Raw genomic sequence first — 12,365 nt, 5'->3', positions numbered from 1 at the left:
GTGGTGGGCAAGGTGGGACTCGAACCCACACACCTCGCAGTACCAGAACCTAAATCTGGCGCGTATACCAATTTCGCCACTCGCCCAGCGGAATGGTAAAGATACCTCAAACGCTATGCGGTGGCGGTCGCGAATATCTCGATATTCTTGCCTATCGCAACGCGTTCCAGCTTCAAATCAAGGGGCAAGTCTTTGGCATCAAACACCGGATTAACGGCATCCAATTGATTTTCTAGAATGCCTCGCACAGGGCCGGGCTTATCGACATCGATCAGTTCAACCAGCAACTTCTTTTGATCCTGAATCACCAGGCTGAGCGTGGCTGTGGCAGAAATTTCAACGAGAACTTTGACCGAAGCGCTGACCAGAATCTTGCCGTCATGAAACCGCACTTGTGGGTCGCGAACCATCGCTGGGAGTTGCGACGCGATGAACGTCTGCAGCGACTCCGGACTGATCCGGACGATGGTGGTCGCGGGAGTCTCGAATTTCGGTTTCTGATCCACGATGGCGAGACGGTCAGCCTGAATCTCCACTTCGTCAATGACCATGCCGTTGGGGAGTTTTAGCCCGTGCCCGAGCACCGCCAGATGAAGAAGTGAGAATTCCGCGTCCACGATTTCAGATTTTGGCAGAGATGATCGCGCGATTTCGAGCGTCCTAAATCTTATGCTGAGTCTCCTCGCTATGAGCGTCTTGGGTGCGCCCTTGGATTTTCAACCACCTCGCGAGTTCCGCGCTGCATGGGTCGCCACCGTGGACAACATCGACTGGCCAAGTAAGCCCGGGCTTTCGGAAGACACCCAACGGTCCGAGATGATCAAGATTCTGGACACTTTGGAAGATCTCAACATGAACGCGGTGATCTTCCAAATTCGGCCATCGGCAGATTCGTTTTATCGCAGCAAGATCGAGCCTTGGAGCTATTACCTGAGCGGTACAAGCGGGAAGGGCCCTAGCTACGACCCTCTTCAATTCGTCGTGAAAGAAGCTCACTCACGGGGGATCGAAGTGCATGTTTGGTTCAATCCCTATCGCGCCAAGCACCCGGTTCAGAAGGCCGACATGGCCGCAAACCATATCTCCAAGACTCACCCTGAAGCGGTTTACAGCTACGGCGGCTATCTGTGGATGGATCCAGGTTCTCGGACGATCCAGAATCGCAGCTACGATGTGTTCATGGATGTGCTCTCGCGGTACGACATCGACGGGATGCACATCGACGACTATTTCTATCCGTATCCTGTGCGCGAATCTGGAAAGGTGGTCCCGTTCCCGGATGATGCAACTTATCAGGCGTATCAAAAGCGCGGCGGAACGCTAGGCAAGAGCGATTGGCGCCGAAAGAACGTTGACGACTTTATCGAGCGGGTCTACAAGGGCATCAAGGCGAAAAAGCCTTGGGTGAAGTTCGGAATCTCGCCGTTTGGAATCGCTCGACCCGGCGTACCAAAGGGAATCACGGCCGGGGTAGATCAGTATGAAGATCTTTCGGCAGACGCTCTGAAGTGGTGGCAGAACGGTTGGTGCGACTACTACGCTCCTCAACTCTACTGGCCGATCGAACAAACCGCGCAGAGCTTCCCGGTGTTGCTCAAATTCTGGGAGGATAACAACAAGCAGCAGCGCCATCTTTGGCCTGGTTTGTACACCGGACGCGTCGGCGAGGCTTGGGAAGTGGACCAGGTCGTCCGTCAACTTGGCTTGATCAGCAAGAGCACCGCCACCGGAGCGATCCACTTCAGCATGAAGTCGTTCACCAACAACTACAAGAACATCAATGCCGCTCTGAAGTCCGGGGCATATAAGGAACATGCACTTGTTCCCGCATCTCCCTGGAACGATCAGATGCGCCCGTCGGCACCAAGTTTCACCATCAAACCGACCGGAATCCTGTTCGGCGAACACGCTCCTGACGATCGCTACTACGGCATCGCCGTTCGCACTGGAGGAACTTGGAAGGTCGTAGACGTGTTCGCGGCGGAGAAGGCAGTGCGTGCAGTTCCAACCGGCGTGAAGTCCAGCGATATTGCGGTTTTTGCGGTAGATCGGTCTGGAAACTGTTCGAGTTTGAAGCCGATTGCACCGTAATCGGAGGGGAAACTATCGTATCATGGGGGGAATGAAAATGAGAGAGTTGATGGTAGCCGGCACGCTCATGTGCGCGGGCAGCGTCATGGCCCAGAACTTGGCCATGATCAACAACCCTCAAATTTCGATCCCCTCGGTCCAGCGTGAGATGCGGGCTGCTTGGGTCGCATCGGTTTACGGCATTGATTGGCCGACGACTCGCGGAACTACCACGACTTCGATCGCTTCCCAACGAACGCAGATGAACGCAATTTTGGATGGCATGGCTGCCGCCAACATGAATTGCGTCTTCCTGCAGGTTCGGTCGGCTGGCGATGCGATGTACCCGTCCACGCTAGAACCATGGTCGTACTATCTGACCGGGCGGCAGGGGCTGGCTCCGACCGGAACTTACGATCCACTTGCGGAATGGATCGTCGCGGCGCGGCAGCGCGGCATGCAACTCTATGCTTGGGTCAACCCATATCGCATGATCGTGAACGTGCCGAGTTTTTCGCCGCCACCAGGCACAGGATGGGTGGATACGGCCACGACTTCATCGACGGCGTACGTCCATCCGCTTCATTCGTATCGCTCTCGGCCGAGCGTTGTCAAGCTTTACGAGAACTCTTCCGGTGCCGATCAGTACTGGCTTGATCCAGGCGAGCCTGCATCTGCCGCGCACAGTAAAGCGGTCATCATGGACATCGTCAATCGTTACGACATCGACGGTTTGGTGTTTGACGACTACTTCTATCCCTATCCGAACGGACTTTACGCCTTTCCAGATACTTCCAGCTTCGCGCTGTATGGCGGAGGTCTGACTCTGTCGAACTGGCGGCGAAAGAACGTCAACGACTTCGTCTACGACATCTACACAAGCATCAAGGCCGCCAAACCTCAATGCCTGTTCGGGATCGGGCCGTTTGGAATTTGGCAACCGGGGAATCCGGCAGGGGTTACCGGGCTGAACTCCTATGCGGAGCTTTATGCAGACAGCAAACTTTGGCTAAACAACGGTTGGGTGGACTTTCTCGCGCCGCAGCTTTATTGGAAAATTTCATCGACGGGTCAGCCTTATGGCTCGTTGTTGAACTGGTGGGTGTCGCAAAATACGCAAGGGCGGCATGTTTGGGCATCGAACTACACCAGTCAGCTGATTGGCAACACATGGCCCGCGCAGGAGATCATCGACCAGATTTCCGTGACTCGGAACACGCCGGGAGCGACCGGAAACGTGCACTACAGCGCGAAAGTGATTCGTGACGATACACAGAGTCTGAAGACCCTCCTGGCGAACGGTTTATATTCAACGGACGCTTTGATCCCGGCTTCCGCTTGGCTCGACAACGCAGCACCGGCTCGTCCGATTCTGAGCTACAGTAAGTCCAGTTCTCAGCACCTCTTCACATGGAGTTTGCCGGGCGGTAGCGATGCGGCTAGGTGGTACTTGATCAGTACCCTTGTCGGCACTACTTGGAGTCATTCGGTAGTTCCAAGTTCGACACTGAGCACAGTAGTGAATATCAAGTCTGCGAGCGGCTCATTGCGAGCGATTGGAGTCGCCGCCGTCGACAAATCAGGTAACCAATCCGCCTACGCCACACGCGTGTTTGACCCTTCAGTTCTTACGACTCGGGTTCGCTAAGGTTTAACCAAATGGTGAAAGTGCTGCCTTGGTTGAGCGCACTTTGGAGTTCAATCTGCCCACCGTGTGTTTCGACCAAGTGCTTGACGATGCTTAAGCCTAGGCCCGTTCCGCCGGTTTCTTTCGAACGGCTTTTGTCCACTCGGTAGAAGCGCTCGAACACCCGGGGTTGATCTTCGCTTGGAATCCCGATTCCGGAATCCTGGATCGAGAGCTTTGCTAAGTTACTTTCCGTGTTCAGCTCAATCCGAATCGATCCTTCTTTCGTGTAATTGATTGCGTTGTCGACAAGGTTGAAAACGATTTGCGCGAGCTGGCTTGGATTACCGTTGACTTCGATGGCAGGCTGGATCGACTTGCTGATTGTGAGCCCCTTTGATTTCGCTTTGGGCTCTAATTGAGCGACTGTTGCTTCGACAATAGCGGTCAGATCACAAATCTCCGAAGTCAATTTGCCACGCTCGGCAAGGCTCAAGGTCAGCAGGTCTTCCACGATTCGAGTGAGCCGATCGACTTCGCGGATACTGGAGCCGAGGTAACGCTGGAACAGTTCTCGCTCTTCGGGCTCTGATTCAGCAAGAATCTCGTTCATCGCGCGTATGTTAGTGAGCGGCGTCCGCAATTCGTGTGAGACATTGGCGACAAAATCCGAGCGGACGCGTTCAAGCCGCTTGATTTGCGTCATGTCGATCAGCGAGAGAAAGATTTCCTGCGTATTCTCAGGGCGGTGCCAAGCTTTTACCAGGAAGATTCTGTCCTCGTCAGTTCGAATCCCAATCTCTTCCAAAATCGGCTCCTGTTGCCCGATCGCCCGCGAAATGAGTTCCGATATCTCGTGGGATAAGGTGACCTTCAAAATCGGTGAGCCAACCGGATTATCGAAGCGGAAAGTGTCTCTTGCGCGCTTGTTGGCAAACCGCACCGAGGCGTCCGGTTCACAAACGAACAACGCTGCGTCCTGCCCCATCACCAATTCTTCGAGCAGGTTCTTTTGGCTTTGCGCATCTCTAGCTTCAGCGGCGATTCGGACCCTCTCTCTCTCGAACCGAACCAAACCAACCCCGACCAGGACTAATCCAGCGATGCTCGGAATCAAGACCCAGCCGGCATGAGGCATGGCAACTCCCGCGATCGCACCAGAAACCGAAACCAGCGCGCCGATTCGAATCAAATTTTCTGATCTAAGTGCTGTGAACATGGACAAATGATCGAGGAGGTCGGCAGAGATGATTGAACCTTAGTAAACTTCAACAAAAGCGATTATGAAGAAGATCGAAGCCTATCTGCGGAGTAACGCGCTCGAGAGCGTCAAACAAGCACTGGAAGACGCGCAAGTGTATGCGCTCACCGTTGAGACGGTAAAAGGGTACGGCCGTCAGCAAGGTCAGACTGACCTGTATCGTGGAAGTACTTATGCTCAGAATCTGATCCCGAAGCTTAGAATCACAGTTGTGGTTCCGGACGAATTGGTGGATGCTGCGATCGAGGCCATTTGCCAATCGTCGCAAACCGGTGAAATCGGTGACGGGAAAATCTTCATCTCTGATGTTCAGGACGTGATTCGAATTCGTACAGGCGAGAGAGGCGAAGCCGCGATTCAATGAGTCGGTGGCAGAACTTCAAGATTTGGAGAGGGAAGTTGCCCCATTGGCGCGCGGATGACGTGCAGTATTACGCGACATTCCGTCACCGCCGACCCCTGAACGAGACGGAAGTCAACCTTCTCCTACGACAACTTTTGCGTCCGAACGGGCGGCGCTGGAACCTGATCATCTGCTGCGTGCTCCCGGAAGTCACGGAAATGATCTTCACCGTTGAGGCTTCAGCCAAAGGCGAGAACTACGAGCTGAGCGAGATCATCGAACGCGCTAAGACCAAAGCCGGAAAGGAGATCATCAAGAAATCTGGCGAGAGATTCCCGCCATTTTTCACCGAAAGCTACGACCGGATCCTACGAGACGAAGCCGAGGTCGAAGAGTTTTGGACTCGAATATTTGACTCTCCTGTAAACGCAGAGATCGTCGAGGATTCAGAAGAGTATGCGGGGATTTTTATCGCCGACGCGCCTTCCGAAGAGTAGCAAGGCCTATTGCTAGACCAAGCAACGTCATCGGTTCTGGCACTGCTGCAATAGGGTTCGAAGGCGCTGAAGCGTTCCAATTTGGCGCGCTAAAGCTCCAACCGTCAATATTGCCATCAAGCAGTTGTCGGCTCGACATTCCTGTACTCGCGAAGCTCCAATTGAGATTCGTCGTTGGGGAATTCCAATAGCTCCAATATCGCCCGGAGTTGACATCGTATGCGCCTGTACGTGATCCATAAGTTATGGTGTTGACTGCAAATCCAAAAGATCCAAAGTCGTCATAACTCGCAGTGAGAAGCGGGTCGATGTTCACAATTGCCCGCAAAGCATCTTCGCCCGTCGCAGTGCCATTCCAGCGATATCCCCAAGCGAAAGAGCTGGTCGTTTGGCCATCTGCAAAGTCAATGACGATCATCGCGCGGTTTGATCCTGATCCTGCCCAAACTTGAAGATCATCGAAGCTGATGGCATGGCTAGTCGCGGCAAGGACGACAAGGAGAGATAGTGAGAGAGTTTTCATTTAGTCAATTGAAATTTGGGTTTGGACGGGGGTGACTCCGCGAGATACACGCGCGATCGCGTCTACCTCGCCAGAGTTACCAGTGATGCGAATGTATTTGATGCTTCTAAACCCAGAGGGCCGCAGATCGAAAGCCGTGCCGCCACCGCTTCCGAGATATGCCGCGCAAAGCGAGTTCAGGCTCTGGCCGGAATAGGCCGAACGCGATAACGTTGGACGTATGGGTTTGGTGAAATCGGTCGGTGTCCCGTCCGATGGATTGAAGGCGAGCGTTGGCCAGAGGCTGTCGGCGCCGGTCGAATTCGTCACCGGATAGCTGTACCATTGCAGCCCATTCGGACTGACGCTGACTTGCATCGGCTCGAGAAAGTCCGGACCCGATAACACCAACAATTGATCGAAGTTGGAACTAGCGGTGACAGTCTGATTTGTCGCCAAGATGGAATTCCCAAACACGATAAAGTCATATCCGTACCAATTCCCGGGGGTGTCTTGAATCGCAGTGGTGAACGCCAAAGTCAGTTGCCCACCAGGCTTTATCGTCACCACAAGAGGCTCTGAGTTTGGCCCTACGTTCCAAGGTGCGTAGCCTGGGGAGGGGAAAACCTGCTGATTCGCTCCGCCGTTAACTGTATCCCGCACCCACCGGGTTGGTTGCCCCAGTGCTGCAGTCGGATCGCCATAAATCCCCACGCCTAGGTTCGAATAGCTAACAACAGTGCTCGCGTACCAATCGACTCCTTGCGCCGAAGATGGCGCGAGCATCAGAAGTGGCAAAAATCTAGTCCAGGTCATAGAGTTCGTCCCCTTCTGAAATGGATCCAACAACGGACTCATATTCGGCAGTTTTGAAACGCTTGGACCAGCTCGACGCATGACCGTCAACCCAGACGAGATTTGCGAACCCGTTATGACGAAAGTGAACTTTCCCAGCAACGAACAAGGAATCTGAAGGCGACCGGAGATAATTGTTTGCACGAACTGGTTGCCCAAATCCAGCATCTGCGAACAGGACCGTTTCGCTGGGTGAAGAGATTTGCGACCTGATCGCAGGATCGATCCCCGACCAAAAGTCGCCCCCAATATACGAGGCGTTCAGCGCGTATCCGGTGTACTGTCTCGACCACGATTCACCCATGAATGAAGGGCATTTAGCGATCAGGCCCGATTTTGTGTAGGGAAACAGCAGGCCAGGTTGGTTGCCATCCGAAAAGTCCCAGGCGATCTCCATCCCAGTCAGTGGCGAAGGGTAGTAGGAAGGAACGGATTGATCGTCGTAGTCATCCGCATACAGATGCCAGGAGATTCCAAGCTGACGAATCTGTGAGGTGCATTGAGTTTTGAGCGCCGCCGATTTGGCTTTCGCAAAGACAGGGAAGAGGAGCGCCGCGAGTACCAGAATGATGGCGATCACCATCAGTAGCTCGATCAAAGTAAATCCGCGCCCTGCTTGTTTCAAGTTTGCTCCAAATCGATAGGATTCAGGGGGAGCAAAAAGGGCAAAGGAAGTTCGCCAAAAAGGCGATCTCTTGATGCCAGTTCATGCTCGTGAACCGAAAATCCAGTCGTTCATTTGCTTTGAGAGCAGGCATTCGGACTCGCTGGGTTTTCCCAACATTACCGCTGCGGCACAGCGCCGGAATCTCACCGGACTTCCCCTGCCCCGCACCATTGCTGGGCGGTTCAAAGACCGAATCAGTATGCCATAGAAATCAGGGAGAGCATACAGATTCTTGAAAATTGGTTTATGCTATGGCAATGAAGTTTGGATTGTTGGCTTTTGCCGTCACGCTGGCCTGTCTTCCTGGAGCCGCTCATGCGCAGATTGACAAATTTATTGCGGCATCAGATTTCTCGTTCGGTATAGGCGACAATTTGCCCGCGCCAGACACCCAAGTGGACATGGCGATCACTTACCGAGCTTCATCTGGTTTCATCCCGCTCGTGTTCACCGGTAACGCCGGCAGCGACGAAGCGATTTACTCAAAGACCCCTGGTTCGCTCAGCTTTGTGCTGAACGTTCAAAATTTGAATCCAACATTGCCGCCGCTTCTGGTCACCGCGAATGGAACGAGCAGCGGTCAAGTGGCCACCTGGACGTTTGATCAAACTTTCAGCCAGACCGGCGGATATCCGATTCAGACTTCGGTCGATTACAACGGCACTCCGGTTGCCGTGAATCTCGTGGTCAACAACGTCCGCGTGCAGGGAAGCCTTCGTTCGAATTTTGAATACACGAACTCTATCGCGAGGCCATTGCTCCAAGGTCGGACTCGTAATCGTGGCGTTTACACCGGTGGCGATGCCGTCAATTTCGTCAATGTGATCATGGGCACAGTATCTGGCACGATTGGTCCATTTAACATCACTGCTCTTCGAGTGGAGCTCCGATCAATCCAGCACATCGCCAGAGTTCGCGCGATCGATGGAACTTTGAACCTAGAGTGCGATACGTTGCCCATCGCAGGTCAAAGCGTGAACATTAAGATCGTCCCTCTGAGTGGCGGAGCACCGATCGAATCAGGTTCAATGGTCATCCGTCCGAACGGTCAATTCAGTGTCCCAACGAGTCAGCCCGCAGGATCATTCCGGTTGCTTCTGCAAAAGACGACTTGGTTGCAACGCGCTCGAACTTTGGACGTGAGTACTGAAAACTCGGCCGGACCAGTGCAACTTGTGAATGGGGATGTGGATGGCGACCACGAGATCGGTTCTACGGACTTCGATATCGTAGTGGCGAACTTTGGGCAGAGTAGCACCAACGTAAACAATTTGGTCCCTGGCGATATCGACAGGGACCTTGAAGTGGGATCAAGCGACTTTGATTGTATTGTCGCAAACTACGGATTGTCCGATGAGCTCTAACGAGTGATTCGGACTCTCGGGAACGGGATGAAGATGAATTCGCTGCGACCAATCAGGTTGCGGCGATCCACAAGTCCCCAAGCGCGACCATCGAACGAACGGTTTCGATTGTCACCCATCATCAAGAATCTTCCGGCGGGGATTGCTGCAGGCGGCAACGACATCAAATAGCGTTGTCGCTCGGTGTCATCGGGCTCGACGTGATAGTCTTCGCAAGTCATCTCTGAGTTCACCAAACCGGTCATCGGATTGATCAGCAGTGGGATGAAGTTGCCCTTGTCGTTGACAAGCTTGAAGTCGTATTCGGCGTCACCGTTGACCGTATAGACCTCGTTTTGTTTCACGCCATTTCGGAAAAGCTTGCCATTTCGAATTTCGATTACTTGGCCAGGAGTGCCGATCAACCGCTTGATATAGTCGGTTTGGCCGGAGCCCGGGAGCAACCCTCGAGCTGGTGGGCGGAACACAACGATGTCGCCTGATTGTGGCTCAGAGACGCGGTAAATAAATTTGTTGGCGACGATAAAGTCACCGATGAGCAGCGTTTTCTCCATCGACTCCGATGGGATAAAAAACGTCTGGAGGACGAACGGGCGAATCAGCAAGAAGACGATGCCGCCGGCGTATACCAATGCATCCAAACCCTCATTGGCGAACTTGAATGCGCTAAAGAATCCAGTTCGTTTGAACGGTGGAGTCTTCATGATGATCGGGTACAGCAACGAGCGGAGCACGGTGCAGGCCACGATAAAGATCAAAACCTGACTCAGCGGAGTGCGAGCCAGGTTATCAACAAACTGCAAAGCCGAATTTGGCTTTGCAGTTTGCGCTAGGAAAAGGGAAGAATCGAAACCCATTAGCGGCGTTCGGCGATTCGAGCAGCCTTACCCACGCGATCTCGGAGGTAATAGAGCTTGGCGCGGCGAACTTTACCGTGCCGAATCACTTCGAACTTGTCTACGTTTGGCGAGTGGATTGGGAAGCTTCGCTCCACACCCACGCCGTTGCTCATCTTTCGAACAACGATGCTTTCCGAAATGCCGCCGTTGCGCATAGCAATGATCAGACCTTCGAAAACCTGAATTCGGAACTTGTCGCCTTCACGGACTTTTTGGTGGACGCGGACAGTGTCTCCAGGTCGAAACTCTGGCAACTCAGCCTTCATGTGTGGGGCCGCCACACTGTTCAAAATCGCTTGCTTGTTCATGTTCGGTTCTTGCCCTTTCAGATTCAAATCTTGCTCGCGAGGCGGGAATCGCCAGACGCGAACCCAGATTATAGCAGATCAATATCCTTTGGTTCTAGTGCCGCCAACGAGAAAAGATCAGGTCGGTTTTTCCTAGTAATTTCCAGCGCCCACTTTCGGCGCCATGTTTCGATTTTCTTATGATCACCGGACTTCAAGACTTCGGGAGGAGTCAACCCTCGCCACTCGGCCGGACGGGTGTATTGCGGATAGCTGAGCAGTCCTCCAGAGTGGCTATCTGTCTCCAAGCTTTCCTGATCGCCAAGTACTCCGGGCAAGAGCCTGACGATGCTGTCGGTCATCGTGATTGCGGCAGGTTCGCCACCGGTCAAGATGAAATCTCCCAGGCTCAGGACTTCACAGTTGTAATGCTCTGCCACGCGGGCGTCGATCCCTTCATAGTGGCCGCAAAGAAACACCAAGTGATCAGATTTCGAAAGTCTTCTGGCTACCTGCTGAGTGAACCGCTTGCCCCACGGCTCTAGCGCGATGATCGTTGTCTCCGGGGTTGGTGAGAGACTGTCAATCGCTAGCCCGACCACATCCGCCCGAATGACCATTCCCGGACCGCCACCATAAGGGCTGTCATCGACTGTGTGGTGATTATCTGTAGCGAAATCTCGTGGATTGCTCGTTCCGAATTCGACGATGCCTTGCTGTTGCGCCCGAGAGATCATGCTGTGGTCCAACGCACCAAGCACCATCTCCGGGAACAAAGTCACAAAGTCGATTCGCATTTGAACCCAGAGTTTAGAACAAAAGCGAAGGCCGGCAAAGTGCCGGCCCGCTTCTGGCTTTCTTTGGGAGTGGTGAAGTCTTAGCGATAGTCGGTGCCGAATTCCAGCAACTCGTATCCTCTACCGTCCTGGATCAACACAAAGTTGAGATAGGTGGTCTGACGTCGCCGCCATGCATCTTCAAATGTGTGCTGAATCACGACTCTGGCGTATTGTCGATCATATTCGACTCGGCTGAAACGGATTCCAGTTGTTCGCGTCGAGTAAACCAAGTCCGCCATCATGTCGATCATGTCGTTGCGGTGAATCTGATATCTTTCACCATTTGGTGAATCGATCAGAACCCAGTTGGTGTGCTCGAGGAGGTCGCCAAACCTGCGTATATCGCCTCTCAGGAACGTTCGTTCGAGGTCGTAGCATGCGTCCCATAGGCCGTAGTCCCAGTCTCTGGTGTCTGGCTTGTATCGCGAATCGTAGCGATAGGATCGCCAATCATCGACATCGATGCAATTCCCACCGAGCCGGACCCGGCTAATGTTGATGTATGGCGGGAGGTTGGTGTAGCTGTACCAAGGCGAGACGGCGCATCGGTCGCTATTCCAATTGAACGAATAATACGGATAGTAGAAGTTGTCATCGCACCAGCTATTGCCGTATTGGTAATAGCCGCTTCGATAGCGATCTCGAGTGTAGTTGTCGTCTTCGCGTCCCGCTTGGTGCCGGACCGAACCTTGGTACGAACCACCTCGACTATCCCGGTTACCGCTCGGCTGTCGGGATGGCGCCGAAGAAACGATAATCGGATTATCGGTTCGCGAAGTTCGCTGAACGTTGTTGTTTGAACGATAGTTCACGCGGCCGCTTCGGCTGGAATGAACCATCTGTGCTTGGTTCGACGAGTTAGAAGTTTGTCGCGAAGAATCGGACGAGGAAGAACTTGACGAACTTCTTCCTCCGCCGCTGGATTGTCCGCGGCCGCCACCGTTGCTTGAGCCGCTAGAGTGACCTCCGCCACTTCCAGAACCGCTGGAACTCCCTCCACTGGAACTGACCGAAGAGCCGCCTCCCGATCCACCGCCGTTGCCTCCACCTAAGAGACCATCATCTCCAAAACTCGATGCCGAAAGTCCGAGAACCATCGACAGAACCAACAATGTGTTTTTGGTCATTTTCATCTGACTCCTATACAAACTGTA

Annotated in this window: 14 protein-coding genes, 1 tRNA gene and 1 riboswitch; of the genes, 5 read left to right on the top strand and 10 right to left on the bottom strand. The window is 53.5% G+C overall.

The annotated features are described in order from the left end of the window. Position 1: 1 nt before the first annotated feature. Positions 2-86 (bottom strand) — tRNA-Leu (locus J0L72_09430). A 27-nt stretch (positions 87-113) separates the two neighbouring features. Then, on the bottom strand, positions 114-617 hold the full coding sequence (locus J0L72_09425) for an LmeA family phospholipid-binding protein (GenBank protein ID MBN8690992.1): 504 nt from the start codon (positions 615-617) through the stop codon (positions 114-116). A 52-nt stretch (positions 618-669) separates the two neighbouring features. On the opposite strand from J0L72_09425, the gene J0L72_09420 reads away from it, so the two are divergent. Together J0L72_09420 and J0L72_09415 are read left to right on the top strand one after the other, a co-directional pair. Then, entirely contained in the window at positions 670-2,091 is a 1,422-nt protein-coding gene (locus J0L72_09420) for a family 10 glycosylhydrolase (GenBank protein MBN8690991.1), read from the top strand. Positions 2,092-2,128: 37 nt separating this feature from the next. Then, the gene (locus J0L72_09415; GenBank protein MBN8690990.1) at positions 2,129-3,718 is read left to right on the top strand and encodes a family 10 glycosylhydrolase; all 1,590 of its coding nucleotides are present in this window, start codon (positions 2,129-2,131) and stop codon (positions 3,716-3,718) included. Here the strand turns inward: J0L72_09415 and J0L72_09410 are convergent. Beyond that, positions 3,699-4,889, bottom strand: coding sequence for a GHKL domain-containing protein (locus J0L72_09410; protein ID MBN8690989.1), 1,191 nt, complete (start codon positions 4,887-4,889; stop codon positions 3,699-3,701). The genes J0L72_09415 and J0L72_09410 overlap by 20 nt on opposite strands. A 91-nt stretch (positions 4,890-4,980) precedes the next feature. Here J0L72_09410 and J0L72_09405 point away from each other — a divergent pair, with 91 nt between their 5' ends. Then, positions 4,981-5,322, top strand: a complete 342-nt coding sequence (locus J0L72_09405) for a P-II family nitrogen regulator (protein ID MBN8690988.1) — start codon at positions 4,981-4,983, stop codon at positions 5,320-5,322. Further along, positions 5,319-5,798 (top strand): hypothetical protein, encoded by a 480-nt coding sequence (locus J0L72_09400; GenBank protein MBN8690987.1) that lies wholly within the window; start codon positions 5,319-5,321, stop codon positions 5,796-5,798. The genes J0L72_09405 and J0L72_09400 overlap by 4 nt, the downstream gene beginning before the upstream one ends. Here J0L72_09400 and J0L72_09395 read toward each other — a convergent pair. From J0L72_09395 to J0L72_09385, 3 genes are read right to left on the bottom strand one after another with little or no spacing between them, the layout of a single operon-like run. Further along, entirely contained in the window at positions 5,770-6,321 is a 552-nt protein-coding gene (locus J0L72_09395; protein ID MBN8690986.1) for a PEP-CTERM sorting domain-containing protein, read from the bottom strand. The two genes, J0L72_09400 and J0L72_09395, sit on opposite strands and share 29 nt — an antisense overlap. After that, complete coding sequence (locus J0L72_09390) at positions 6,322-7,116, bottom strand: hypothetical protein (GenBank protein ID MBN8690985.1); 795 nt, start codon at positions 7,114-7,116, stop codon at positions 6,322-6,324. Continuing rightward, positions 7,103-7,780 carry a prepilin-type N-terminal cleavage/methylation domain-containing protein gene (locus tag J0L72_09385; protein MBN8690984.1) on the bottom strand — a complete coding sequence of 226 codons (678 nt, stop codon included), beginning with the start codon at positions 7,778-7,780 and terminating at the stop codon, positions 7,103-7,105. The genes J0L72_09390 and J0L72_09385 overlap by 14 nt, the downstream gene beginning before the upstream one ends. A 106-nt stretch (positions 7,781-7,886) precedes the next feature. Further along, positions 7,887-8,023: riboswitch (cobalamin riboswitch) on the bottom strand. A 56-nt stretch (positions 8,024-8,079) separates the two neighbouring features. Between J0L72_09385 and J0L72_09380 the strand changes: the two genes are divergently transcribed. Continuing rightward, positions 8,080-9,186, top strand: a complete 1,107-nt coding sequence (locus J0L72_09380) for a hypothetical protein (protein MBN8690983.1) — start codon at positions 8,080-8,082, stop codon at positions 9,184-9,186. Here the strand turns inward: J0L72_09380 and lepB are convergent. The 4 genes from lepB to J0L72_09360 form a co-directional block, all read right to left on the bottom strand. Continuing rightward, a complete protein-coding gene (gene lepB, locus J0L72_09375; GenBank protein MBN8690982.1) occupies positions 9,183-9,989 on the bottom strand; it encodes a signal peptidase I in 807 nt (268 codons plus the stop codon). The two genes, J0L72_09380 and lepB, sit on opposite strands and share 4 nt — an antisense overlap. 53 nt (positions 9,990-10,042) lie before the next feature. Further along, positions 10,043-10,393, bottom strand: a complete 351-nt coding sequence (rplS, locus tag J0L72_09370; GenBank protein ID MBN8690981.1) for a 50S ribosomal protein L19 — start codon at positions 10,391-10,393, stop codon at positions 10,043-10,045. Between the two features lie 68 nt (positions 10,394-10,461). Beyond that, positions 10,462-11,169 carry a tRNA (guanosine(37)-N1)-methyltransferase TrmD gene (gene trmD / locus J0L72_09365; GenBank protein MBN8690980.1) on the bottom strand — a complete coding sequence of 236 codons (708 nt, stop codon included), beginning with the start codon at positions 11,167-11,169 and terminating at the stop codon, positions 10,462-10,464. A gap of 80 nt (positions 11,170-11,249) precedes the next feature. After that, the gene (locus tag J0L72_09360; protein MBN8690979.1) at positions 11,250-12,338 is read right to left on the bottom strand and encodes a hypothetical protein; all 1,089 of its coding nucleotides are present in this window, start codon (positions 12,336-12,338) and stop codon (positions 11,250-11,252) included. Positions 12,339-12,365: the final 27 nt, after the last annotated feature.

The sequence above is a fragment of the Armatimonadota bacterium genome, from assembly GCA_017303935.1.
GTDB lineage: Bacteria > Armatimonadota > Fimbriimonadia > Fimbriimonadales > Fimbriimonadaceae > JAFLBD01.
The sequence above is the reverse complement of the archived record's forward strand: the minus strand, read 5'-3'. Positions and strand labels throughout refer to the sequence as shown.

Excerpts from the sequence above, each read along its gene's own strand:
- J0L72_09420 (MBN8690991.1), top strand. The coding sequence starts at position 670 with ATGCTGAGTCTCCTCGCTATGAGCGTCTTGGGTGCGCCCTTGGATTTT.
- J0L72_09415 (MBN8690990.1), top strand. The coding sequence starts at position 2,129 with ATGAGAGAGTTGATGGTAGCCGGCACGCTCATGTGCGCGGGCAGCGTC.
- J0L72_09405 (MBN8690988.1), top strand. The coding sequence starts at position 4,981 with ATGAAGAAGATCGAAGCCTATCTGCGGAGTAACGCGCTCGAGAGCGTC.
- J0L72_09400 (MBN8690987.1), top strand. The coding sequence starts at position 5,319 with ATGAGTCGGTGGCAGAACTTCAAGATTTGGAGAGGGAAGTTGCCCCAT.
- J0L72_09395 (MBN8690986.1), bottom strand. The coding sequence starts at position 6,321 with ATGAAAACTCTCTCACTATCTCTCCTTGTCGTCCTTGCCGCGACTAGC.
- J0L72_09390 (MBN8690985.1), bottom strand. The coding sequence starts at position 7,116 with ATGACCTGGACTAGATTTTTGCCACTTCTGATGCTCGCGCCATCTTCG.
- J0L72_09380 (MBN8690983.1), top strand. The coding sequence starts at position 8,080 with ATGAAGTTTGGATTGTTGGCTTTTGCCGTCACGCTGGCCTGTCTTCCT.
- rplS (MBN8690981.1), bottom strand. The coding sequence starts at position 10,393 with ATGAACAAGCAAGCGATTTTGAACAGTGTGGCGGCCCCACACATGAAG.
- trmD (MBN8690980.1), bottom strand. The coding sequence starts at position 11,169 with ATGCGAATCGACTTTGTGACTTTGTTCCCGGAGATGGTGCTTGGTGCG.
- J0L72_09360 (MBN8690979.1), bottom strand. The coding sequence starts at position 12,338 with ATGACCAAAAACACATTGTTGGTTCTGTCGATGGTTCTCGGACTTTCG.